The sequence below is a fragment of the Isoptericola sp. Y541 genome (assembly GCF_059445465.1).
Window position 1 is genome coordinate 278,304 of record NZ_JCAIUJ010000003.1, and the last position, 22,760, is coordinate 301,063.

Sequence of the window (22,760 nt, forward strand, 5' to 3'; positions counted from 1 at the left end):
TCGTCGAATTGCCAACAGTTGTTGGCATCAAGGACGGAGGGACACGATGAACGCGGAGACGCACGCGGACGTGATGGTCGTCGGGGCCGGCCCGACCGGGCTGCTGCTCGCCGGCGACCTGGCCACGGCCGGGGCGCGGGTCACGGTGCTCGAGAAGCGGCCGCCCGGCCTGAGCAACCTGACCCGCGCGTTCGCGGTGCACGCCCGCACCCTCGAGACCCTGGACGCGCGCGGCCTCGCCGACGAGCTCCTGACCACGGGACAGCCGGTGCCCCGGGTGCAGCTGTTCCAGCGGGTCGCCGTCCCCCTGGACTCGCTGCCCGGTCGCTTCCCGTTCGTGCTGGTCACCCCGCAGTACGAGGTCGAGCGGCTCCTGCGACGGCGCGCCGAGGCAGCCGGGGTGACGTTCCGGCACGGCATCCGCGTGACCGCGGTGGCCCAGGACGCCGACGGCGTGACCGTCACCGCCGAGCCGGACGACGGCGACCCGCGGGCCGCAGTGCGGCTGCGCGCCCCCTGGCTGGTCGGCACGGACGGCGTGCGGTCGACGGTGCGCGACGCCGTCGGCATCCCGTTCCCCGGCGAGACCGTCATCCGCGCGATGATCCTGGCCGACGTCCGGCTGGCCAGGCCGCCCGCGAACGTGCTGTCAGTGGCCGCCGCGAACGACGTGCTGGGCTTCCTCGCCCCCTTCGGCGGTGACTGGTACCGCTTCATCGGCTGGGACGGCGAGCGCGACCTCGACGAGCCGGTCACCCTCGACGAGGTGCGGGCGGTCGCCCGGACGACCCTCGGCGACGACCACGGGATGCACGACCTGCGGTTCGCCACCCGATTCTCCGCGGACGAGCGGCAGGCCCCCACCTACCGATCGGGGCGCGTCCTGCTCGCCGGGGACGCCGCCCACTCGCACAGCCCTGCCGGCGGGCTCGGCATGAACACCGGGCTGCAGGACGCCGCCAACCTCTCCTGGCGGCTGGCGGCGGTAGTCGGCGGCGCTGACCCGGCGGTCCTCGACGGGTACGAGGCCGACCGGCACCCCGTCGGGGCGCAGGTGCTGCGCGCGAGCGGCACGATCCTGCGCCTCGCCGTGCGGCCCGGCCGCGCGGTGGCGACGGCCCGCGAGGTCGTGGCGAGCGTCGTCGCCCGCCTGCCGGCCGTGCGCCGCCGCGCCGCGCTGCTGATCTCCGCCCTCGGCGTCCGCTATACCCGCCCGCGCGGGGCGCACCGCCTCGTCGGCCACCGCGTGCCCGACCTGCCGCTGGCGCCCGGGCCGCACGGGACGCGGCTCGCGGAGGCGCTGCGGGCCGGCCGCTTCGTGCTGGTGCAGCCCAACTCCGGCGCGGCGGCCCCGGTGGCGCCGGAGCCCGCGGAAGCGGGCCTCGGCGCACGGGTGGTCGTGCGCCGCGCCGACCACAACGGCAGCACCCTCCTGGTACGCCCCGACGGATATCTCGCGGCAGCGGTGACCGGGGCGAGCGCCAGACCGCCGAGGGCGAGCGTCACTCCTGAGGGGCCCGGGGGTCGACGTCCACCCCGGCCTCCTTGCGCTGCTCCGGCGTGATCGGCGCGGGCGCGTCGGTCAGCGGGTCGTAGCCGCCGCCGGACTTCGGGAACGCGATGACGTCGCGGATCGACGGGGACTTCGTCAGCAGCGCGACGATGCGGTCCCAGCCGAAGGCGATGCCGCCGTGCGGCGGGGCGCCGAACTTGAAGGCGTCGAGCAGGAAGCCGAACTTCTCCTGCGCCTCCGCTGGCCCGATCCCCATGACGTCGAAGACCCGCTCCTGCACGTCGCGGCGGTGGATACGGATCGAGCCGCCGCCGATCTCGTTGCCGTTGCACACGATGTCGTAGGCGTACGCCAGCGCGTTGCCCGGGTCCTGCTCGAAGCTGTCGATCCACTCGGGCTTGGGCGACGTGAACGCGTGGTGCACCGCCGTCCAGGCGGAGTGCCCCAGCGCGACGTCACCCTCGTCGGCGGCCTCCCCGGTGGGCTTGAACAGCGGCGCGTCCACGACCCACACGAACGCCCAGGCGTCCTCGTCGATCTGGCCGGTGCGGTGCGCGATCTCGAGGCGGGCGGCGCCGAGCAGTGCACGCGCGTCGGCGGTCTTGCCCGCGGCGAAGAACACGGCGTCGCCGGGCCGCGCCCCCGTGGCCGCGGCGAGGCCCTCGCGTTCGACGTCGGACAGGTTCTTGGCGACCGGGCCGCCGAGCGTGCCGTCCTCGCCGTACGTGACGTAGGCCAGACCCTTGGCGCCGCGCTGCTTGGCCCACTCCTGCCAGGCGTCGAACTGGCGGCGCGGCTGCGAGGCGCCCCCGGTCATGACGACGGCGCCCACGTACTCGGCCTGGAACACGCGGAAGGGGGTCTCGGCGAAGTAGTCCGCGAGCTCGACGAGCGGGTTGCCGAAGCGCAGGTCGGGCTTGTCCGTGCCGTACAGGCGCATCGCCTCGGCGAAGGTCATGCGCGCGATCGGCGTCTGGATCTCGACGTCGATGAGCTTCCACAGCGCTACGAGGACCTGCTCCGCCAGGGCGATGACGTCGTCCTGCTCGACGAAGCTCAGCTCGACGTCCAGCTGCGTGAACTCGGGCTGCCGGTCGGCGCGGAAGTCCTCGTCGCGGTAGCAGCGGGCGATCTGGTAGTAGCGCTCGAGGCCGCCCACCATGAGCAGCTGCTTGAACAGCTGCGGGCTCTGCGGCAGCGCGTACCAGGAGCCGGGCGCCAGTCGGGCCGGGACCAGGAAGTCGCGCGCGCCCTCCGGCGTGGAACGGGTGAGCGTGGGCGTCTCGACCTCGACGAAGTCGTGCTCGTCCAGGACGCCGCGGGCGGCAGCGTTGGCCTTCGAGCGCAGGCGCAGCGCGTGGGCCTGCGACGGGCGACGAATGTCGAGGTAGCGGTACTTGAGCCGCGCCTCCTCGCCGATCGTCTCGGTGTCGGCGAGGGCCGTGGAGACCTGGAACGGCAGCGGGGCCGACTCGTTGAGCACGACGACGTCCTTGGCCACGATCTCGATCTCGCCGGTGGCGAGGTTCGCGTTCGCGTTGCCCTCAGGCCGGCGTCCGACCTCGCCCGTGACCTGCAGGACGAACTCCGCGCGCAGCGGGTGCGCCACGGCCTCGTCGCGGATCACGACCTGGGCGATGCCCGACGCGTCGCGCAGGTCGATGAAGGCCACTCCCCCGTGATCCCGCCGGCGATCGACCCACCCGGTGAGGGTGACGGTCTGGCCGATGTGCTCGGCCCGCAGTGAGCCGGCCGTGTGGGTGCGGAGCACGGAGGGTTCCTTTCGTGAAAGTGGGTGGGCGGGTGGTGCCGCCGTCCCCGGTGCCCGGCCGGGAGGCGGTCGCGCTCTCGGCGCGACGTGGCGAGTTTAGTCGCTGTACCCGGGGGCACGTCCTGGTGATTCCGGGCCGGGCGTCCGAGTGTGTTGCGCGGGTACAAGCGACGACCCTGGCTACTCTCTCACCTGGCACAAGGGGGTAGAGATCGATGGCTGACCTGCGCATGGACCTGCATGCGGCGACCGAACCGGGACCGAAATCGAGGATGGTGGCCGTGACGTTCGCGGTGCCCGGAGACACGCTGTGAGGCCGGCGGACTGGTCGCCGGTCGGGCTGGACTCCGACCCGACACCGGGCGACCCCGTCCTCGTGCTCCACGGCGGGCAGGACTACCTCGAGGTCGCCGACTCGATCAACGACGCCGCCGGCGCGATGTCCCGGTTGGACGTCGCGGGCACGATCTCCCAGGCCGTGGACGCCCTCATGGAGACCAAGGAAGACACCGTCTCCGAGATCCGCCGCGCGCACTCGCGCTACCAGGCCACCGGCAACGCCCTGGTCGACTACGCCTCCGCGCTCGAACGCGTCCAAGCCGAGACCCTGACCGCCCTCGAGCAGGCCCGCCAGGCCAAGGACGCGGCCGACTCCGCCGCGGGGGCACGCGACCGCAACCAGGACCTCGCCGACGCCGCGACCGATCCGGAAGAAAAGCGGGAGTACCAGCAGCAGGCCGACTCTGCCGGCGGGAACGCGGACGACGCGAACGGGCAGCTCGCCGCCGCGCGGTCCACGATCGAGACCGCCACCTCCGACCGGGATCGTGCCGCCGGAGACGCGGTCTCCCGCATCGAAGACATCACCGGCGGCGACGACCTCAACGACGGCTGGTGGGACAACTGGGGATCCAAGCTCGTCGCCGCGATCGCCGACATCGCCGACATGATCTCCATGATCGCGGGCCTCCTCGCGGTCGTGGTCGCGTTCATCCCCATCGTCGGGACCGCGCTCGCCGGAGTCCTGATCGTCGTGGCCGCCATCGCAGCCATCGTCAGCGCGCTCGCGAACATCACCCTCGCCGCGACCGGGGAACGCTCCTGGGCCGAGGCCGGGATCGCGATCGCCGGCGCCGCACTGAGTGTGATCGGCCTCGGCGGCGCCGCGAAGGCCGCCACCGGACTGTCCAAGGCCGCCCTGAAGCAGGGCGCCAAGACCGGCGCGAAGAAGGCCTGGTGCAAGGTCGGGTTCGGCACCTGCTTCACCGCGGGCACCCTCATCCGCACCCCTGACGGCCCTGATGGGGTCAAGGCGATCGAGGACGTCCGCGCCGGGGACAAGGTCTACGCCCACAACCTGCAGACCGGTTTCGACGAGCTGCAGCTCGTGGTCGAGACCTTCGTGCGCACCACCACGACCCTGTATCACCTGACCATCGACGGGTCGGTCGTCACGACCACCGACGAGCACCCGTTCATGGTCGCGAACATGGGCTGGATCTTCGCCCGCGACCTGCAGCCCGGCGACATCCTCGTCACCAGCGACACCACCGGCGACGGCACGGTCACCCTCGACCGCATCGAGATCGAGGAGCGCGACGAGACCGACGCGGTCACGGTCTACAACTTCCACGTCGAGACCCACCACAACTACTACGTCCTCGCCGGCAGCCTGCCCGTCCTGGTCCACAACGCCGTCCACGCGAAGGCCCTCAAGCCGGGGAAGACCTACCGGATCAAGGGCGGCACGTACAAGGTCGACGACCTCGGGCGCCCGGCAGGCATCAGGGCCAAGCTGACCAAAAAGGACATCGGCGGAACCACCGACCCGAAGGTCGACCCGCTGGGGTACGTCGAGGGCGTGCACCAGCGTGGGCACCTCCGCGGCGCCAACCTCGGCGGACCGAACGACCATGCGGCCAACTTCGTCGCCCAGCACCCGCGCTCGAACAGCCCGTGGCAGCGTGCGGTCGAGCGCGAGGTGAAGCGCGTCGTCAACGGCGGCGAGGACGTCGACTACCGGGTGACACCCAAGTACGAGGGCTCCGCCGAGGTTCCGAGCCAGATCCACTTCCAGGCCGACGGCGCCGACGGGTACAAGCTGGACTACACGCTGGACAACCGTGCGGACCTGCCCCTGTACTCGGAGGAGGTCGCCGCCGGCAACCTTCCGAAGAACGCGGACGATTTCCGGTTCGGCACGAGAAGCTAGGAGCGAGCACATGAGCGTTCAGGACCTGATCGACGCGGGCAACCTGGTCCCGCCGAGCGAGCCGTACGACTGGGCAGGCGTGGAGCAGCAGCTCGAGATCACCGTCCCCGAGGACTTCCGGCAGCTCCTCGACGCCGGTGGCGCGGGGCAGTGGTTCGGCTACGTCCGCCTCTTCGCCCCCGGGCACGAGCTACCGAGCCAGGACCTCCGGGAGTCGGCCGGGGTGTTCCGCGACCTCCTCGTCCTGTGGGAGGACGACCCGGAGACGCGGCCGGACGACCTGCCGCAGGAGAGCCGGCTCATCGCCTGGGCGAACACCGGGAACGGGGAGACGGTGTTCTGGCGTGTCGATCCCGGGGCGGACCCGGCCGCCTACGTCGTGTACGTCGAGGACGCGGACGGCGAGAGCTGGGAGAGGTTCGACCTGAGCGCGACCGCCTTCCTCGAAGGAATCATGACCGGCGACATCGTCCCCGAGTCCTTCTCCGACACCTTCGTGCGTGTCGACCAGGTCTACCGGCCGTATCCGAGCGTCTGACACGCACCGCACCCATCCATTCACCCAGGAGACCTGATCGACCATGACGGACGCCACCCACGTCGCACCGTCCTCACCACCCGCCGCGGGCGGAACCCCGGTCACGCGGTCCGGCACGGGCTCGGCCCTCCTCGCGACCGCGCTCGCCGCAGCGGACCGCGCCGCCGTCGGCCGCGCCCTGCGGGACGACGCCGTCGTCGTGCCGATCCTCCAGCGCGAGGACGGCACGCCGCAGGTGCGGGTCTTCCCCGCGCCGGAGGACGCGAAGCGCCCCTACGCGCTGTGCGTGTTCTCGTCGCCCCACACCCTGGAGCCGTTCCTCGCGGGTGACCCCTCGCGCGCCTTCAGCCTCCGCCGTCGCGACTCGTTGCTCCCCTTCCTCCACCGCCACGGCGCCGTGCTCGACCAGGTCGTCCTCGACCCGGCCGGCCCGCACACGATGGCCTTCGGCGTCGACGACGTCGTGGCGGCGCTGGGTCCGGGGTCGGACGCCGACCCGACCGGCATGGCCGACGACACGGGTGCCGGCATCAGCATCGAGGGCCTGCACGCGATGGCCACCCTGGACGAGCCCGGCGGGTCGCGCGGCATCGGCATCGAGCTCAACCTGCCGGACCACTGGGCGTTGATCGACCTCGTGGACGAAGCCCAGCGCGACCAGCAGATCCGTGCCGTCGTCAAGCAGCAGGGGGCGGCTCTCGGCGACCGCGGCGCCACGTTGCGACGCGACCTGCGCGACCAGCTCACCGACGTCGCCGCCAGGGCCGCCGCCGCCGGCGGGCAGGTCATGGCCTACCTGGTGCTGCCGGGCAAGGAGGCGGCGCTCGCGCTGAACCTCACGCTGTACTGGCACGACCTCGGCCCCGAGGCCGGCGGCATCCCCCACCTGCAGCGCATCCACGACCGCCTGCACCCGGGCCTCGCCGCCGAGGACGAGCTCACCACCACCGAGACGCTCTCCGGACCGTTCCTGCGCCACGTCCGCGTCGCCCACGGCTCGCCGGAGCACGGCGGCCAGGACGTCCCCCTGCTGCTGATCGACTACTGGGCGCCCGCGCCCGGGGCGCAGGCGGCCGCCCGCCTCGCCTTCTCCACCCCGCACGTCGAGATCCGCGATGCGATGCTCGGGCTCACCGACAAGGTCCTCTTCGCCACCGAGTGGCTCATGAGCGAACCCGGCGTCGCCACGTCGACCGACGACTGACCATCGGCGACCGACCATCGGACTGACCGGCACGACAGGAGACACCCATGGCCCCCAGGATCGCTACCACCAGCCGCGTCGAACGCGAGGAGCTGCTCGACGTCCTCCGGGCACGGCGACACGGCGTGCTCGTCACGACGCGCGGTGACGGTAGCCCGCAGCTCAGCCCCGTGACGTTCGGCGTCGACGCCGCCGGACGCATCGTGGTGTCGACCTACCCGGACCGGGCGAAGGCGGTGAACCTCCGGCGGCGTCCGCAGGCGTCGTTCCTCGCGCTCGGCGACGACTTCGACGACGCGTGGGTGCAGGTGGACGGCACCGCCGAGGTGATCGATGCGCCGGACTCCGTGGAGCCGCTGGTCGAGTACTACCGCGCGGCCGCCGACAAGGAGCACCCCGACTGGGACGAGTACCGCGAGGCGATGGTGCGCCAGGGCAAGTCGGTCGTACGGATCACGATCGAGCGGTGGGGACCGGTCGCCACCGGCGGGTTTCCCCCGCGACTCGCGCAGGGGTGATTCGGCCGAGCGTGACAGGATCGGCTCCTCCGGGCCACCGGTCCGGTCTCCCGACGGCGAGAGGCGAACGATGGCAATCACCCTGTGCGTGCTGCTCTGGGCAGTGGACGGCGAGGCACTGACGCTCGAGGACTACGAGACCGAGGTGCTGGCGCTGGTCCCCCGACACGGCGGCCGGGTGCTGCAGCGCGTGACGAACGTCGCGCACACGGACGACGCCGAGCACGGCGCCGTCCAGCCCACGGAGGTGCAGATCATCGAGATGCCCGACGAGGAGGCGCTCGCGGCCTACCTGGCGGATCCTGATCGCGCGGCACGGGTCGACGTCCGCGACCGCGCGATCGCCCGGACGGAGATCCTGCGGGTCCGCCCGGTGGGCTGACCCGTACGGTGGACGGCATGCTCTGGCTCCCGGATCCCATGTGGCCCGTCGTCGTCCTCGCGCTGATCACCGCCGTCGACGCGGCGCTGTGCGTGCGGCCCGTGGCGTTCATCGCGCAGTGCTTCCGCGACGTGAACTTCCCCGAGCGCTGGTGGTGGGTGACGCCGTGGGTCAAGGCCGCCGCGGCAGTCGGCCTCGTCGCCGGGATCTGGGTGCCCGTGCTCGGGGCGGTGACATCCGCCGCGCTGGTCGCCTACTTCGTCGTCGCGCTCACCTTCCACGTGCGCGCCCGGGACTTCGGCCGGAACTTCTTCCTCAACGCGACGGGCATGTTCCTCATCTGCGTCTTCGTGCTCTGGTTCTCATTCGTCCGCTGACACCGGCCGGCGGCGCCTCAGGACAGTCTCGGAACAGCCTCAGAACAGCACGGACTCGGCGTCGGACCCGGCGACCTCGAGCCCTCCGCCGTCGACGGGCATGCCCGCGAGCGCCCCGCCGGCCCCGTCTCGGGGCTCGACGATCGACCCGGCCGGGTAGTCGCCCTCGTCGTGCGGCCGCAGCTCGCCGTGGAAGCGTCCGGTCGCGCCGGACCGGGCGCGATGGCCCGACGAGCCGAAGCCATGCTCGTCGAGCAGCGGCTCCACCCGGTCCCACAGCCACTGCCGGTAGGCCTCGAGCGCGTACGTGCCGCGGGCAAACACCCGCCCGTACCCCGCGACCGCGTGCGGGTGCTCCTGCTCCAGCCACTGCAGGTACCACTCGCGGGTGCCGGGCTTGAGGTGCAGCGGCACCACGGTGACCCCGGTCGCCCCCGCGTCGGCGATCGCGTCGAGCAGCCGCCGCAGGTGGTCCCGGGAGTCCGTCAGCCACGGCAGTACGGGGGCCACCATGACGCCGCACGGCAGCCCCGCGGCCCGCACCGCACGGACCAGGTCGAGCCGGGCGCGCGGCGTCGGCGTGCCGGGCTCCACCGATTGCTGCAGCTCCTCGTCCGCGAACGCGAGCGAGACACCGATCCCCACCTCCACCCGTTGCGCGGCCTCCGCGATCAGCGGCAGGTCCCGGCGCAGCAGCGTGCCCTTGGTGAGGATCGAGAACGGCGTGCCCGAGTCCGCGAGCGCCCCGATGATGCCGGGCATGAGGCGGTAGCGCCCCTCGGCCCGCTGGTACGGGTCGGTGTTGGTCCCCAGCGCCACCGGCTCGCGCCGCCACGACGGCTTCGCGAGCTCCGCGCGCAGCACGGTGTCGACGTTCACCTTCACCACGACCTGGGAGTCGAAGTCCTTGCCCGCGTCGAGGTCCAGGTACTCGTGCGTGGGCCGGGCGAAGCAGTACCGGCATGCATGGCTGCATCCCCGGTACGGGTTGACCGTCCACCCGAAGGGCATGCGCGACGCTGCGGGCACCTTGGTCAGCGCGCTCTTGGACATGACCTCGTGAAAGGTGACGTCCGCGAACTCGGGCGTCTTCACGCTGCGCACGAGCCCGAGCCGCGCCAGGCCGGATCGCTCCAGTCCCGGCAGCGCACCGTCGTCGGCCGCGATCGCCTGCCCGTCCCATCTCACCCGGACATTCGAACATGCGTTCGATCGCGCGTCAACGTCCGGGCGGCTCGCGGCTCAGGAGGAGACCGGCATCCTCGGCTCGGGCACCGCGAACAGCCCGCCCGAGCCCTGGAGCATGAGGGCGGGAACCGGGGCCGCGGCGCGGGCCGACGCCCGGTAGCGCTTGAGGTCGCCCCGGTACGCGACGCTCCCCGGCACCTGCAGGAGCGTCTGCGGGCGCACCTTCCAGCGCGGGATCCCGAGGTCGCACACGCCCGCGTCGCGCAGCACGTGGTAGACGAACTCGGAGCAGAAGAACCGTCGGTCGTCCTCCGAGCCGCGCCCGAGCAGGCCGGTCAACATCCCCGACGAGTTGTACGCGTAGGTGTGGCTGTCGAGGACGAACTCCGTCACGCGGGCGCCCACCGCGTCGCGCTGCTCGGGCGTCACCGGCACCTCCAGCACCACTCCCGGCAGCCGGTCCATCCCGCGATACAGGTCGTCGTCCAGCCGTTCCCGCTTGAAGCACCCGACGAACGGGTTCGACGCGCGGCGACGACCGAAGCTGAACATCAGCTCCAGGTCCGCGTCGAGGGCCAGCGCCGAGTGGGTGAACTCGTCCCGCGTCGCCAGACGGATCGTCCGGGACAGGACGGTGCTGCTGCGGGACAGGACGACGTAGATACTCACGGCGTCACCGTAGCGCCCCTGAAGGCCCAATACGGCCTGCTCATGGGGCAAATCAGGGGCAGATTCAGGGATGCGTCAGGGTGTTCGGGGGATAACCCCCTCCTGGAGCCCTCCGATCAGTTCCGCGCCCCTCGGCCGTCCACCCCCTGGGCCCGGTACTCCGCGGGCCGTCGGCCGAACGAAGGAGACCCCCGTGATCACCGTGCAGCGTGCGTTCAGCAGCTTCTCCGTCGACGACCTCGACGCCGCCGAGGCGTTCTACCGCGACACCGTAGGCCTCCCGGTCGAGCGCACCCCGATGGGGCTCGAGCTCGGCGTCGACGGGTCGGCCGTCTTCGTCTACCCCAAGGGCGACGCGCACGAGCCGGCGAGCCACACCGTGCTCAACCTCGTCGTGCCGGACGTCGCCGCGGCGGCGGCCGACCTGCACGGGGTGGGCGTCGACCTGGTGCGCTACCCCGGGTTCGCGCAGGACGCCGACGGGGTGGTGCGCAGCGACGACCCGCGCCAGGGTCCGACGATCGGCTGGTTCCGCGACCCAGCACACAACGTCGTCGCGCTGATCCAGGCGTGACCCGCCCCGCGCGTCACTCCCCCGATGCCGGGACGACGCGCGGGACCAGGTCGGCGGCCGGGGGCTCCCAGGTGGCGGCGTCGGCGTCCACCTGCTCGCCGGACCGGATGTCCTTCACCTCACCGGCCAGCACGTCGGGGGGGACGACGGCGCCGTCGTCCCCCGGCTGGACCGGGAACCACACGAACGGGATGCCGCGGCGGTCGGCGAACTTGATCTGCTTACCGAACTTGGCCGCCGTGGGGGCGACGTCCGCCGCGATGCCGCGGCCGCGAAGCGCGCCGGCCACCGCGTCGGACTGCGCGCGGTGCTCCTCGTCGCTCACCGCCACCAGAACGGCCGTGGGCACACCGCGCGTCGCGGTGACGAGCCCAGCGGACAGCAGCCGGGACACGAGCCGCGAGACGCCGATCGAGAGGCCCACGCCCGGGTAGGTGTTCTTGCTGTCGGACGCGAGCGTGTCGTACCGGCCGCCCGAGCAGATCGACCCGAGCTGCTCGTGCCCCACCAGCACCGTCTCGTAGACCGAACCCGTGTAGTAGTCGAGCCCGCGCGCGATCTTCAGGTCGGCCACGACGACGCCTGGCGCGCGACGTGCCGCCGCCTCGACCAGCGCGGCGAGCTCGCCCAGGCCGGTCTCCAGCAGGTCCGTGCCGGCGTCGTAGGAGGCCGCGAGCGCCCGGACGCGGTCGATCACGGTCACGTCCGCGCCGGAGATCGCCGCCAGCTCGAGGCAGGCCTTCGCCTGCTCGGGCGTGGCTCCCTGCTCGGCCCGCAGCAGCTCCGCGACCGCGTCCGGGCCGACCTTGTCGAGCTTGTCGACCTGGCGCAGCACGCCCTCGACGTCCTCCAGCCCGAGCCCGCGGTAGAAGCCCTCGGCGACCTTGCGGTTGTTCACCAGGATGCGGACCTCGGGCACGCCGACGTCGCGCAGGGCCCCCAGGGCCTCCGCCATCACCAGCGGCAGCTCGACCTCGTAGTGGTAGGGCAGCTCGCCCGCGCCGACGACGTCGATGTCGGCCTGCACGAACTCGCGGAAGCGGCCGTCCTGGGGGCGCTCGCCGCGCCACACCTTCTGGATCTGGTAGCGCTTGAACGGGAACGCGAGCCGGCCGGCGTTCTCCAGCACGTAGCGCGCGAACGGGACGGTGAGGTCGAAGTGCAGGCCCAGCTGCTTCTCGGACCGGTCGCCCGGCGAGTCGCCCGCCGCGGCGTCCTCCTGCAGCCTCCGCAGCACGTAGACCTCCTTGGAGGTCTCACCCTTGCGCAGCAGCTGGTCGAGCGGCTCGACCGCCCGGGTCTCGATGCCGGCGAACCCGTGCAGCTCGAAGGTGCGGCGCAGCACCTCCAGGACGTGCTGCTCCACGACGCGACCGTCGGGGAGCCATTCGGGGAAGCCGGAGAGGGGGGTGGGGCGTGCCATGGTGCACATCTTCCCAGACGTCGGTCCTCGCCGGTGAACACGCCCGGGAACCCTTTCAGCGCAGGTACGGGTTGGTCGCGAGCTCCCGGCCCACGGTGGTCGTGGGCCCGTGCCCGGGCACGACGGCGAGCGCCGGGTCGAGGCGGCCGACGACGTCGCGCAGCGTGCGCGCCATGGCCGCCGGGTCGCCGCCCGGCAGGTCGGTGCGCCCGACCCCGCCCGCGAACAGCACGTCGCCGGCCAGGAGGACGTCGCCCGCGACGAGGAGCGTCGAGCCCTCGGTGTGCCCCGGGGCGTGCAGGGCCCGCAGGTGGACCGCACCCGCGACGAGCTCGGCGTCGCCGTCCGCGTCGTCGTCCTCGTCGTCGTCCAGGGCCGCGAGGGGCTCGACGGCGGCGGGCGCCCGATAGTCCGCGACGCGGCGGCCCGTGGCCGCGAGCGCCTGCGCGAGGGCGCCGCTGACGCCGGGGGCCGCAGGGTCGGCCGACTGGTGGAGCCCGAGGGTCCCGAACGGGTCGGCGAGCCGGTAGGCGTCGGCCGGGTGGATGCGCATCGGCACGCCGAAGCGCTCGCAGAGCATCGCCGCGTCCCACGTGTGGTCCACATGGCCGTGGGTGGCGACGACGGCGCGGGGCGTCAGGCCGTGCTCCGCGACCAGGGCGGTGACGCCCTCGGCCGTACCCGCGCCGGCGTCGACGATCACGCAGTCCGGCGAGTCGCCGGCCACGACGACGCAGCAGTTGGTGGCGAAGACGGGGGCGACGACGAGGTGGATCTGCACGGCGGCCACGCTAGCGGGCAGGGCACGGTCCGCACCCCCGGACGGCACCGAGGGTGTGACCTGCGCCCCGCCGCCTAGACTGTGCTCCGCGCGCGGTTGTTCCCGTGCGGTGACCGGGACGACCGAGGAGGTGCCCCCAGGGTGGCGGCCACCAAGCGCGAGCGTGAGAACGCCCGCAAGCGGCAGGCGGAGTGGGAGAAGCGGCGGGTGCAGGCGCGCGCCCGGAGACAGCGGACCTGGGCGATCGTGGCGATCTTCGCCGTGCTCGCCCTGGTCGGCGGCGGTCTCGTGGTCGCGAACCTCGGGAACGCGGCCGGCCAGTCCGCGGCGGCGGGTGGCTGCCCGGAGGCGGCCACGGCGACCCGCTCCGGCGGCGACCTCCCCGACCCGTCGGTCGCCGAGGACCGCGCCTGGACCGCGACGCTCGACGTGTGCGCGGGGGGCGAGGAGTCGCAGGTCGTGCTGGAGCTCGACGGCGCCGCTGCCCCGCAGGCCGTCGCCAGCTTCGTCTCGCTCACGGACCAGGGGTACTACGACGGCACGTCGTGCCACCGCCTCACGACCTCCGGCATCTCCGTGCTGCAGTGCGGCGACCCCACGGGCACCGGCTCAGGCAGCCCGGGCTACTCCTACGGTCCGATCGAGAACGCGCCCGCCGACGACGTGTACCCGAAGGGCACGATCGCCATGGCGCGCGTCGGCGGCGAAGGCGAGTCGATGGGCTCGCAGTTCTTCATCGTGTACCAGGATTCGACCATCCCGTCCGACGCCGCGGGCGGGTACACGGTGCTCGGCACCGTCACGTCCGGCCTGGACGCCGTCCAGGCAGTCGCTGACGCGGGTGAGACGAGCGGAACCGGAGACGGTCCGCCCGTGAACCCCGTCATCATCGAAGGAGTTGAGACCAAGTGAGCGAAAACACCCCCGGCTCGACCGGCCCCGAGGAGACTCCGGCCGGCACCGAGCAGGAGACGGCCGAGACTCCCCCCCAGCCGACGCAGGACGAGGCGGCAACGCCCGAACCCGCAGCGCCGCAGGACGACGCAACCGCCGCCGAGGCGACGCCGGAGCCCACGCCCACCGAGGCGACCCCGGCCGACGCAGCGCCGGAGCCCACGCCCGACGAGCCGACGGCGCCGAGCCCCGCCCCGGCTCCCGCTGCGCCGAAGCCGTCCGCCATCCCGAAGCCCGCACCTGCGCCCAAGCCGTCCGCGCTGCGGCGCCCGACGCCGGCGGCCGCTGCGGCCTCGCCAGCGGACACCGCCCCCGCCCCGGTCGCCCCGCCCGCGCACGACGCGGCGCTGGCCGCCGCGGCGGAGGCGTTCGGCCGGGTGGACGAGGACGGCACCGTCTACGTGCGCGAGGCGGCCGGCGAGCGGTCGGTCGGCCAGTTCCCCGGCGTGTCCGCGTCCGAGGCGATGAGCCTGTACGTGCGCCGCTATCTCGACCTGGATGCCAAGGTGGCACTCTTCGAGACGCGTCTGGACAGCGCCGACCTGTCGGTCCGCGAGATCGACCAGACGCTCACGAAGCTCGCGGAGGAGACCGGCGAGCCGGCCGCCGTCGGCGACCTGGATGCGCTGCGTGTCCGGGTGGACGGGCTGCAGGCCCGCGCCGCCGCACGCCGCGCGGCCCTGGAGCAGGAGCGCGCCGCCGCCAAGTCCGAGGCGGTGGCCGCCCGCACCGCCATCGTCGAGGCGGCCGAGAAGATCTCCGAGACGGAGCCCTCGAAGATGCAGTGGCGGCCCGCCGGCGAGGAGCTGCGCGGCCTCCTGGACAGCTGGAAGGAGGCGCAGCGCAACGGCCCGCGCATCGACCGGCCGACGGAGGAGTCGCTCTGGAAGCGCTTCAGCCACGCCCGCACCGCCTTCGACCGGGAGCGCCGGCACTTCTTCGCCGACCTCGAGCAGCGCAACACCACCGCCAAGTCCGAGAAGGAGAACCTGGTCGCGGAGGCGGAGGCCCTGCAGCACCACACCGACTGGGGCGCCACCGCGGCCGCTTACCGCGACCTCATGACGCGCTGGAAGGCGGCCGGGCGGGCGAGCCGCAAGGACGACGACGCGCTGTGGGCCCGGTTCCGCGCCGCACAGGACACGTTCTTCGGTGCGCGGGACGCCGAGAACGCCGCGATCGACGCCGAGTACGGGCAGAACCTCGAGGTCAAGGAGGCGCTGCTCGTCGAGGTCGAGGCGCTGCTGCCGGTCTCCGACCTCGCGGCCGCCAAGGCCGCGCTGCGGACCCTCCAGGAGCGCTGGGAGGAGGCCGGCAAGGTGCCCCGCGGCGACGTGCAGCGCATCGAGGGCCGGATGCGGGCCGTCGAGTCGGCGATCCGCGACGCCGACCAGGCCCGCTGGGACCGCACCAACCCGGAGACCAGGGCCCGGGCCGAGGGCGCGGCGGCCCAGCTCGAGGCGGCGATCGAGGGCCTCGAGCAGGACCTCGTCGCGGCCCAGGAGTCCGGCGACGCCCGGCGCGTGGAGGAGGCGGAGACGGCGCTCGCCGCGCGGCGTGCCTGGCTCGAGCAGGTCGTCCGCGCCGCGGAGGAGACTCGCGGCTGACGTCCGCGCGGGTCGCCGTCCACAGGCGGCCGCGCCAGGGGCCCACGACCGGATACGTTTCCGGGCGTGGGCCCTACCTTTGTCCCGTCCCAGCCGGCCGACCCGCCGACCGTCGCCGCACGACCGCGTCGACTCGGCCACATGCTCGCCGCCCCGACGCCGGGCGCGGGGAGGCTCGTGCGCCCGGCGGACGTCGGCGGCCGTGCCGCCTGGGACGTGCTGGTGCGCGACGGCGCGCTGCAGGTGCTGCGGGGCGGCGCCGCCGTTCCCGCCGCCACGGTCGTCACGCCCGCCCTGCGGGCCGCCCTGCTCGAGCCGGAGCTGCCCACGGGCGGCGTCGTCGCCGGGCGCACGGCCGCCTGGGTCCACACCGGCAGGCACGTCTCCGCGGAGTCGGCCGACCGCCTGGACGTCACCTACCCGGCCGGCGGCCACCGTCCGGAGGTGTGGGGCGCCGGGCTCGTGTGGCAGGCGCCGTTGCTGCACGGCGACACGGAGCAGGTCGGCCCGGTACGGGTGACCACCCCGCTGCGGACCGTGGTCGACGTCGCCCTGCACGTCGCGCCCCAGGAAGCGGTTCGCCTCGTGCGCATCCTCTCCGACGCCTGCGCGGTCGACCTGGACGACGCCGGGCGCCTGCTCGAGCGCCGGGCACGGGTCGTCGGGCGCCCCCGCGCCCGGCGCGTGCTCGCCGAGGCGCGCGCCGTGCCGGCTCCGTCAGTGCGTGCGGCCCGGGCCGTGCTGCCCTAGGTTGAGGCGCATGGCCTCCGCCGCTCCCGCCGTCGAGCTCGACGCCGCCGGCCGCTCCGTGCGCGTCACCAGCCCCGACCGCGTGGTCTTCCCCGAGCAGCCCGGGCGAGCCGGGGTCACCAAGCGCGAGCTCGTCGAGTACTTCCTTTCCGTCGGTGACGGCGTCCTCGGCGCGTTGCTGCACCGGCCGACCACCCTCGAACGGTGGCCCAAGGGGGTCTTCGAGGGGGCCGTGATGGCCACCCGCGCCGACAACCGGGGGGACGCCTTCTATCAGAAGCGCATCCCCAAGGGCGCGCCCGACTACGTCGAGACCGCCACCATCGCCTTCCCCAGTGGGCGTACCGCCGACGAGGTGGCGCCCACCGAGCTCGCCGTCGTCGCGTGGGCGGTCAATCTCGGCACGATCACCTTCCACCCCTGGCCGGTGCGCCGCGACGACGTCGAGGCCGTCGACCAGCTGCGCATCGACCTCGACCCGCAGCCGGGCACGTCGTTCGACGACGCCGCGGCGGTGGCGCCGCACCTGCGGGACCTGCTCGTCGAGCTGGGCCTTACCGGGTACCCGAAGACGTCCGGCGGGCGCGGCCTGCACGTCTTCGTGCCCCTGGCCCCGCGATGGTCCTTCCAGCAGGCGCGTCGCGCCACCATCGCGGTCGGCCGCGAGCTGGAGCGCCGCCTCCCGGAGCAGGTCACCACGAGGTGGTGGAAGGAGGAGCGCGGCGAGAAGATCTTCGTCGACTACAACCAGATGGCCCGCGACCGGACCATCGCGTCGGCGTACTCGGTGCGCCCGAACAAGCGCGCCACAGTCTCGACCCCGCTCGAGTGGGACGAGGTGAGCGACGTCCACCCGGACGACTTCGACGTCACCACCGTGCCGGTCCGCTTCGCCGAGCGCGGCGACCTCTTCGCGGCGCTGCGCGCGGACCGCGACCCGGAGCTCGACTGCTCCCTGGACGCCGCGCTCGACCTCGCCCGGCGCGACGAGGAGGAGCATGGCCTGGGCGACCTGCCCTACCCCCCGGAGTATCCCAAGCAGCCGGGCGAGCCCAAGCGCGTGCAGCCCAGCCGGGACAAGGACCGCAAGCGCACCTGACCGGCCGTTGTGGGCATGGGAGAAAACAGTGGCGTTTTCCCTCCCCCCGCGGGTTTCGCGGTCCCAAAAAGTGAGGCTTCGACTGGNCGTTGTGGGCGCGAGACACGCCGTGATCGTTCGCCCGACATCGGCGTGTCTCGCGCCCACAACGCTCAGGCCTGCACGTAGCGCAGAAAGACCGATCCGTCGTCGAGCGGCACGCACTCCGCGCGCGTGAGGTCGGCCCGCATCCCGTCCGGCAGCAGCCGCAACCCATCCCCCACCACGTGGGGCACGACGCGCACGGTCATCTCGTCGAACAACCCGGCCCGCAGCGCCCCGGCCGCCGTCGTCGGCCCGGAGACCTCCACGACGCCTTCGGTCGCCGCCACGATCTCGACGAGCCGCCCCGTCGTGAGCCGGGGCTCGAGCGTGGTGCGCGGCGCGTCGACGTCCTCGAGGCTGTCGGAGCACACGACCTTGTCGATGCCGCGCCAGATCTCGGCGAACTCGTCCGCGACCTCGCTCTGCCCGGGCGGCCAGGTGTCCCACACGCGCATGGTCTCGAACATGCGCCGCCCCACGACGAACGTCCGCACGTCGCGGACGCGGTCGTTGATGAAGGCGTGCACGTCGTCGCTCGGAGCCCCCCAGTCGAACCCGCCGTCGCCGTCGGCGACGTAGCCGTCGAGCGAACAACTCATCAATCCATATCTCAGTGTTCCCATGACCCCTTGACCCCGCCGGGCGCTCCGACTCATCGCTCCCTCCGCCGGTTGAGCTTGCGTCGTCAGGCTCAACCAGCGGCCGTACCCGGCGCTCCCGGCAGCAGGCCCGCCAGGTCGTAGCCGACGGGCTCCTCGAGCTGGGCGTAGGTGCACGACGCCGGGTCGCGGTCCGGCCGCCAGCGCTTGAATTGCGCGGTGTGCCGGAAGCGGGAGCCCTCCATGTGGTCGTACCCGACCTCGAGCACGCGCTCGACGCGCAGCGGAGTGAACGACAGGTCCTTCCCGGCGCTCCACCGCGACTGCGCCCCCGGGCGCCGCTCCCCCGCGCTCCCGTCGGCGACCGCCGGGTCCTGCCAGTCCGCCCACGGATGATCGGCGGCGGCCGGCGTACCGGGCTCGACGACGAGCGGGGCGAGCTCGGCGTGCAGCGCGGCCCGCCTGGCCGCCGGGAACGAGGCCGACACCCCGACGAACTGCAGGCGGCCGGCGTCGCCCGAGGTTCCTTCAGCGTCGTACAGGCCGAGCAGGAGCGAGCCGATCAGGGGGTAGTCGGGCGTCGACGTCTTGTGCAGCCGATAGCCGGCGAGAACGACGTCCGCGGTTCGGGCGTGCTTGATCTTCAGCAGCGCGCGCTTGTTCGGCTGGTAGGGGTCGTCGAGCCGCTTGGCGACCACGCCGTCCAGCCCGGCCCCCTCGAAGGCGGCGAACCATTCCCGCGCCACGTCGGCGTCCTCGGTACGCGGGGTCGCGTGCACCTGCGGCCCGTCGAGGCCGAGCCCGTCGAGCGCGGCGAGGCGCTCGCGCAGCGGCCGGGCAGACAGGTCGTCGTCGCCCAGCGCGAGGACGTCGAACACGACGAGGCTCGCGGGGGTCTCGGAGGCCAGCAGCCGCACCCGCGACTCGGCCGGGTGGATGCGCTGGCCCAGCGCATCGAAGTCCAGGTGGGCGGCCCCGGCGCCCTCGCCGGGGCGGGCGACGACGATCTCGCCGTCGATGACGCACCGGTCCGGGAGAGCCGCGCGCACGGCCTCGACGACGTCCGGGAAGTACCGCTGCATGGGCCGCGCGTTGCGGGAGTCGATGCGCACGTCGTCGCCGTCCCGGAACACCAGCGCGCGGAAGCCGTCCCACTTGGGCTCGTACACCCAGCCGGCCCCGTCGTCCGGCTGGTCGGGGACGCCGGGCACGGACTTGGCAAGCATGGGCAGCACCGGCGGCTCGAGCGGCAGCGTCATGCTGGCGAACCTACTCCGCGTGCCGCGCCGGCACCTCCTCGGCGGGCGACCCGCTCCGGGGGTCGCGGGTCAGCAGGACGCGCCCGCGGCGACGGACCCCACGGGGATGGCGAACGCCCGCCCCGAGCGCCAGCCGGAGTAGCTGACGATCGTGAGGCGGCGGCGCACCGGGCCGCCCCAGCGCACCGAGTCGCGCCACGCGAGCAGGCGCGCGTTGACGCGCTCAGGCGCCGGGAGCCTCCTGCGCCTGGTGCACCTCTGCGGCCTTCGTCCCCGTGATGCGGTAGACGTCGAACACGCCGTCCACCTTCCGCACCGCGGCGAGCACCTGCTGCAGGTGCCCTGGCTCCGCCATCTCGAAGACGAACTTCGAGATCGCGATCCGGTCCGTCGAGGTCGAGACCGTCGCCGACAGGATGTTCACGTGGTAGTCCGAGAGCACGCGCGTGACGTCGGACAGCAGCCGGGAGCGGTCGAGCGCCTCGACCTGGATCTGCACGAGGAACATCGTGTTGGCGCCGTTGGTCCAGCTCACGTCCACCATGCGCTCCGGCTGGGCCTGCTTCAGCTGATCGGCGTTGGCGCAGTCGGAGCGGTGCACGCTCACGCCCGCGCCGCGGGTCACGAAGCCGACGATCTCGTCGCCCGGCACCGGGGTGCAGCACTTGGCGAGCTTCACCCAGATGTCGTCGACGCCCTTGACGACCACGCCCGGGTCGCCGGTGCGGCCGCGACGCGACGCGCGCCCGGGACTCGCCATCTCGGCGGTGTCCTCCTCGGTGCCCTCCTCGCCCCCGAGCGACTTCACCAGCATGTCGACGACGTGCGGCGCCGAGACGTGGCCCTCGCCCACCGCCGCATAGAGGGCCGAGACGTCGGCGTACCGCATGTCGTTCGCCAGCCCGACGAGCGTCTCGTGGCTGAGCAGCCGCTGGATCGGCAGGTTCTGCTTGCGCATCGCCTTCGTGATGGCGTCCTTGCCCTGCTCGATCGCCTCCTCGCGCCGCTCCTTGGTGAACCACTGCCGGATCTTGTTGCGGGCGCGCGCGGACTTCACGAACGCGAGCCAGTCCCGCGACGGGCCGGCGGACTCCGCCTTCGACGTGAGGATGTCGACGGTGTCGCCGTTCTGGAGGGTCGAGTCCAGCGGCACCAGGCGGCCGTTCACCCGCGCGCCCATGGTGCGGTGACCCACCTCGGTGTGCACCGAGTACGCGAAGTCGACCGGCGTCGCGCCGGCGGGCAGCGCCATCACCTCGCCCTTCGGCGTGAAGACGTACACCTCCGCGCCGCCGATCTCGTAGCGCAGGGAGTCGAGGAACTCGCTCGGGTCCGCCGTCTCGCGCTGCCAGTCCACCAGCTGGCGCAGCCAGGCCATGTCGTTGGCCCGCGGGTCGTCCGTCGCGGCGGCCTTGTCCGCGCGCGCCACCTCCTTGTACTTCCAGTGCGCCGCGACGCCGTACTCCGCGCGGCGGTGCATGTCGTGCGTGCGGATCTGGATCTCGACGGGCTTGCCGCCCGGGCCCACGACCGTCGTGTGCAGCGACTGGTACATGTTGAACTTCGGCATCGCGATGTAGTCCTTGAACCGGCCCGGGACCGGGTTCCAGCGCGCGTGCAGCGCACCGAGCACCGCGTAGCAGTCCCGCACCGTGTCCACCAGGACGCGCGTGCCCACCAGGTCGTAGATCTCCGCGAAGTCGTGGCCGCGCACGATCATCTTCTGGTAGATCGAGTAGTAGTGCTTGGGCCGGCCGGTGACGGTGGCCTTGATCTTCGCGCTGCGCAGGTCGGCGGAGATCTGCTCGCGCACCACCGACAGGTACTCCTCGCGCGCCGGGGCGCGCTCCGCCACCAGGTGCACGATCTCGTCGTACACCTTGGGGTAGAGGGTCTGGAAGGACAGGTCCTCCAGCTCCCACTTGATCGTGTTCATGCCCAGGCGGTGCGCGAGCGGCGCGTAGATCTCGAGCGTCTCGCGCGCCTTGCGCTGCGCCGACGAGCCCGAGACGTACTTCCAGGTCCGGGCGTTGTGCAGGCGGTCCGCGAGCTTGATCACCAGCACGCGGATGTCCTTGGCCATCGCGACGACCATCTTGCGGACCGTCTCGGCCTGGGCCGCGTCGCCATACGTCACCTTGTCGAGCTTGGTGACGCCGTCCACGAGCATGGCGATCTCCTCGCCGTACTCACGGGTCAGCTCGTCGAGCCCGTAGTCAGTGTCCTCGACCGTGTCGTGCAGCAGTGCGGCCGCGAGGGTCGGGCCGTCGAAGCCCAGCTCCGCCAGGATGGTCGCCACCGCGACGGGGTGTGTGATGTACGGGTCGCCGGACTTGCGCTCCTGGCCCCGGTGACACCGCTCGGCCGTCGCGTACGCGCGCTCGAGGACCGACAGGTCGGACTTCGGGTGATTGGTGCGCACGGCCTGAAGCACCGGCTCCAGCGCCGGGGTCGTCGGCGGGGCGCCGCGGACGCCGAGCCGCACCAGCCGATTGCGCACGCGCTGCCCCGAGCCCTGACCTCGGCCGGGGGGCGTGGGGGTCGCAGGGCCCTGCGGCGTGGCGGCGCGCACGACTTTGGTCTCGTCGCTCATCTGCGCCTCCTTCCGCAACCACCGCGGTGTTCCCGTCGGCCGGGACGGCAAGTCTACGACTCCACGCGCAGCAGGGCCTCGACCGTACGGCCTGGCAGCCGGTCGCGTCCGCCCAGGCCGGCGAGCTCGAGCAGGAACGCGAGGGCGACCACCTGGCCCCCGGAACGCTCCACCAGCTCCGCTGCCGCGCGCGCCGTGCCGCCCGTCGCGAGCACGTCGTCGACAAGAAGAACACGCGCACCCGCCTTGAGTGTTCCCGTGCGCAGCTCGATCGCGGCCGAGCCGTACTCCAGCTCGTAGGAGACCGTCTCGACGGGCGGCGGCAGCTTGCCCGCCTTGCGCAGCGGCAGGAATCCCACGCCAAGGCGCGTCGCGAGCGGGGCGCCGAACAGGAACCCGCGCGCCTCCATGCCGGCGACGACGTCCACCCCGCCGTCGGCGTCGACCAGCCGGGCGAACGCCTCCACGACGTCGGCCAGGGCGCGGCCGTCGGCGAGCAGGGGCGTGATGTCCCGGAAGACGACGGGCGGGTGCGGGTAGTCGGGCACGTCGCGGATCAGCTGCCGGATCTCGGCGGCCCGCCCCGCGCCCAGGCCGCGCAGTCCGTCGAGGACGATGTCGTCGGCTGCGCCGCCCTGCGGTGCGGGGCCGGGCCCTGTCGTGTC

Annotated in this window: 22 protein-coding genes; 13 read left to right on the forward strand and 9 right to left on the reverse strand. The window is 73.0% G+C overall.

From position 1 onward, the window contains the following. The first annotated feature begins 46 nt into the window (after nt 1-46). Complete coding sequence (locus AC1C2V_RS09720; protein ID WP_495389390.1) at nt 47-1,564, forward strand: FAD-dependent monooxygenase; 1,518 nt, start codon at nt 47-49, stop codon at nt 1,562-1,564. On the opposite strand, the gene aspS is transcribed toward AC1C2V_RS09720, so the two are convergent. Continuing rightward, nucleotides 1,503-3,284 carry an aspartate--tRNA ligase gene (aspS, locus tag AC1C2V_RS09725; protein ID WP_495389391.1) on the reverse strand — a complete coding sequence of 594 codons (1,782 nt, stop codon included), beginning with the start codon at nt 3,282-3,284 and terminating at the stop codon, nt 1,503-1,505. The genes AC1C2V_RS09720 and aspS overlap by 62 nt on opposite strands. A 310-nt stretch (nt 3,285-3,594) precedes the next feature. On the opposite strand from aspS, the gene AC1C2V_RS09730 reads away from it, so the two are divergent. The 6 genes from AC1C2V_RS09730 (at nt 3,595) to AC1C2V_RS09755 (ending at nt 8,515) form a co-directional block, all read left to right on the forward strand. Then, nucleotides 3,595-5,496, forward strand: a complete 1,902-nt coding sequence (locus tag AC1C2V_RS09730) for a polymorphic toxin-type HINT domain-containing protein (RefSeq protein ID WP_495389392.1) — start codon at nt 3,595-3,597, stop codon at nt 5,494-5,496. Nucleotides 5,497-5,506: 10 nt separating this feature from the next. Next, nucleotides 5,507-6,034 (forward strand): SMI1/KNR4 family protein, encoded by a 528-nt coding sequence (locus AC1C2V_RS09735; RefSeq protein WP_495389393.1) that lies wholly within the window; start codon nt 5,507-5,509, stop codon nt 6,032-6,034. Between the two features lie 43 nt (nt 6,035-6,077). Further along, entirely contained in the window at nt 6,078-7,238 is a 1,161-nt protein-coding gene (locus AC1C2V_RS09740; protein WP_495389394.1) for an SseB family protein, read from the forward strand. Nucleotides 7,239-7,285: 47 nt separating this feature from the next. Then, nucleotides 7,286-7,756, forward strand: a complete 471-nt coding sequence (locus AC1C2V_RS09745; RefSeq protein ID WP_495389395.1) for a PPOX class F420-dependent oxidoreductase — start codon at nt 7,286-7,288, stop codon at nt 7,754-7,756. A 70-nt stretch (nt 7,757-7,826) separates the two neighbouring features. Then, nucleotides 7,827-8,138, forward strand: coding sequence for a DUF1330 domain-containing protein (locus tag AC1C2V_RS09750; RefSeq protein ID WP_495389396.1), 312 nt, complete (start codon nt 7,827-7,829; stop codon nt 8,136-8,138). Nucleotides 8,139-8,155: 17 nt separating this feature from the next. Next, entirely contained in the window at nt 8,156-8,515 is a 360-nt protein-coding gene (locus AC1C2V_RS09755; protein ID WP_495389397.1) for a DoxX family protein, read from the forward strand. A 39-nt stretch (nt 8,516-8,554) separates the two neighbouring features. On the opposite strand, the gene AC1C2V_RS09760 is transcribed toward AC1C2V_RS09755, so the two are convergent. After that, nucleotides 8,555-9,703 carry an Rv2578c family radical SAM protein gene (locus tag AC1C2V_RS09760; RefSeq protein ID WP_495389398.1) on the reverse strand — a complete coding sequence of 383 codons (1,149 nt, stop codon included), beginning with the start codon at nt 9,701-9,703 and terminating at the stop codon, nt 8,555-8,557. A 54-nt stretch (nt 9,704-9,757) separates the two neighbouring features. Next, nucleotides 9,758-10,372, reverse strand: coding sequence for a hypothetical protein (locus AC1C2V_RS09765; RefSeq protein ID WP_495389399.1), 615 nt, complete (start codon nt 10,370-10,372; stop codon nt 9,758-9,760). Nucleotides 10,373-10,565: 193 nt separating this feature from the next. Here AC1C2V_RS09765 and AC1C2V_RS09770 point away from each other — a divergent pair, with 193 nt between their 5' ends. Next, on the forward strand, nt 10,566-10,946 hold the full coding sequence (locus AC1C2V_RS09770) for a VOC family protein (RefSeq protein ID WP_495389400.1): 381 nt from the start codon (nt 10,566-10,568) through the stop codon (nt 10,944-10,946). A gap of 13 nt (nt 10,947-10,959) precedes the next feature. Here AC1C2V_RS09770 and hisS read toward each other — a convergent pair whose 3' ends face one another. After that, nucleotides 10,960-12,369, reverse strand: a complete 1,410-nt coding sequence (gene hisS / locus AC1C2V_RS09775; protein WP_495389401.1) for a histidine--tRNA ligase — start codon at nt 12,367-12,369, stop codon at nt 10,960-10,962. A gap of 55 nt (nt 12,370-12,424) precedes the next feature. Further along, nucleotides 12,425-13,150 carry an MBL fold metallo-hydrolase gene (locus tag AC1C2V_RS09780; protein WP_495389402.1) on the reverse strand — a complete coding sequence of 242 codons (726 nt, stop codon included), beginning with the start codon at nt 13,148-13,150 and terminating at the stop codon, nt 12,425-12,427. 141 nt (nt 13,151-13,291) lie between these two features. Here AC1C2V_RS09780 and AC1C2V_RS09785 point away from each other — a divergent pair, with 141 nt between their 5' ends. The 4 genes from AC1C2V_RS09785 (at nt 13,292) to AC1C2V_RS09800 (ending at nt 17,560) form a co-directional block, all read left to right on the forward strand. Beyond that, the gene (locus AC1C2V_RS09785; protein ID WP_495389403.1) at nt 13,292-14,062 is read left to right on the forward strand and encodes a peptidylprolyl isomerase; all 771 of its coding nucleotides are present in this window, start codon (nt 13,292-13,294) and stop codon (nt 14,060-14,062) included. Beyond that, entirely contained in the window at nt 14,059-15,711 is a 1,653-nt protein-coding gene (locus AC1C2V_RS09790; protein WP_495389404.1) for a DUF349 domain-containing protein, read from the forward strand. Before AC1C2V_RS09785 ends, AC1C2V_RS09790 begins: the two co-directional genes overlap by 4 nt. A 141-nt stretch (nt 15,712-15,852) precedes the next feature. After that, nucleotides 15,853-16,461, forward strand: a complete 609-nt coding sequence (locus tag AC1C2V_RS09795) for a hypothetical protein (protein WP_495389405.1) — start codon at nt 15,853-15,855, stop codon at nt 16,459-16,461. Nucleotides 16,462-16,471: 10 nt separating this feature from the next. Further along, nucleotides 16,472-17,560: a DNA polymerase domain-containing protein gene (locus AC1C2V_RS09800; protein WP_495389406.1), complete on the forward strand. Its 1,089-nt coding sequence runs from the start codon at nt 16,472-16,474 to the stop codon at nt 17,558-17,560. 152 nt (nt 17,561-17,712) lie between these two features. Here the strand turns inward: AC1C2V_RS09800 and AC1C2V_RS09805 are convergent, their stop codons facing one another. Then, complete coding sequence (locus tag AC1C2V_RS09805; RefSeq protein ID WP_495389407.1) at nt 17,713-18,243, reverse strand: dihydrofolate reductase family protein; 531 nt, start codon at nt 18,241-18,243, stop codon at nt 17,713-17,715. A gap of 92 nt (nt 18,244-18,335) precedes the next feature. Beyond that, on the reverse strand, nt 18,336-19,502 hold the full coding sequence (locus tag AC1C2V_RS09810) for an ATP-dependent DNA ligase (RefSeq protein WP_495389408.1): 1,167 nt from the start codon (nt 19,500-19,502) through the stop codon (nt 18,336-18,338). Between AC1C2V_RS09810 and AC1C2V_RS09815 the strand changes: the two genes are divergently transcribed. Further along, nucleotides 19,501-19,644 carry a hypothetical protein gene (locus tag AC1C2V_RS09815; RefSeq protein ID WP_495389409.1) on the forward strand — a complete coding sequence of 48 codons (144 nt, stop codon included), beginning with the start codon at nt 19,501-19,503 and terminating at the stop codon, nt 19,642-19,644. The genes AC1C2V_RS09810 and AC1C2V_RS09815 overlap by 2 nt on opposite strands. Before the next feature lie 81 nt (nt 19,645-19,725). Here AC1C2V_RS09815 and AC1C2V_RS09820 read toward each other — a convergent pair whose 3' ends face one another. Next, complete coding sequence (locus AC1C2V_RS09820) at nt 19,726-22,095, reverse strand: RelA/SpoT family protein (protein ID WP_495389410.1); 2,370 nt, start codon at nt 22,093-22,095, stop codon at nt 19,726-19,728. A 53-nt stretch (nt 22,096-22,148) separates the two neighbouring features. Beyond that, on the reverse strand, nt 22,149-22,697 hold the full coding sequence (locus AC1C2V_RS09825; RefSeq protein ID WP_495389503.1) for an adenine phosphoribosyltransferase: 549 nt from the start codon (nt 22,695-22,697) through the stop codon (nt 22,149-22,151). Between the last annotated feature and the right edge of the window lie 63 nt (nt 22,698-22,760).

Bases quoted from the DNA above. Each gene is read 5' to 3' on its own strand.
- AC1C2V_RS09720 (WP_495389390.1), top strand. From the start codon at position 47: ATGAACGCGGAGACGCACGCGGACGTGATGGTCGTCGGGGCCGGCCCG.
- AC1C2V_RS09735 (WP_495389393.1), top strand. From the start codon at position 5,507: ATGAGCGTTCAGGACCTGATCGACGCGGGCAACCTGGTCCCGCCGAGC.
- AC1C2V_RS09740 (WP_495389394.1), top strand. From the start codon at position 6,078: ATGACGGACGCCACCCACGTCGCACCGTCCTCACCACCCGCCGCGGGC.
- AC1C2V_RS09745 (WP_495389395.1), top strand. From the start codon at position 7,286: ATGGCCCCCAGGATCGCTACCACCAGCCGCGTCGAACGCGAGGAGCTG.
- AC1C2V_RS09750 (WP_495389396.1), top strand. From the start codon at position 7,827: ATGGCAATCACCCTGTGCGTGCTGCTCTGGGCAGTGGACGGCGAGGCA.
- AC1C2V_RS09755 (WP_495389397.1), top strand. From the start codon at position 8,156: ATGCTCTGGCTCCCGGATCCCATGTGGCCCGTCGTCGTCCTCGCGCTG.
- hisS (WP_495389401.1), bottom strand. From the start codon at position 12,369: ATGGCACGCCCCACCCCCCTCTCCGGCTTCCCCGAATGGCTCCCCGAC.
- AC1C2V_RS09795 (WP_495389405.1), top strand. From the start codon at position 15,853: ATGCTCGCCGCCCCGACGCCGGGCGCGGGGAGGCTCGTGCGCCCGGCG.
- AC1C2V_RS09800 (WP_495389406.1), top strand. From the start codon at position 16,472: ATGGCCTCCGCCGCTCCCGCCGTCGAGCTCGACGCCGCCGGCCGCTCC.
- AC1C2V_RS09805 (WP_495389407.1), bottom strand. From the start codon at position 18,243: ATGAGTTGTTCGCTCGACGGCTACGTCGCCGACGGCGACGGCGGGTTC.
- AC1C2V_RS09815 (WP_495389409.1), top strand. From the start codon at position 19,501: ATGCTGGCGAACCTACTCCGCGTGCCGCGCCGGCACCTCCTCGGCGGG.
- AC1C2V_RS09810 (WP_495389408.1), bottom strand. From the start codon at position 19,502: ATGACGCTGCCGCTCGAGCCGCCGGTGCTGCCCATGCTTGCCAAGTCC.
- AC1C2V_RS09820 (WP_495389410.1), bottom strand. From the start codon at position 22,095: ATGAGCGACGAGACCAAAGTCGTGCGCGCCGCCACGCCGCAGGGCCCT.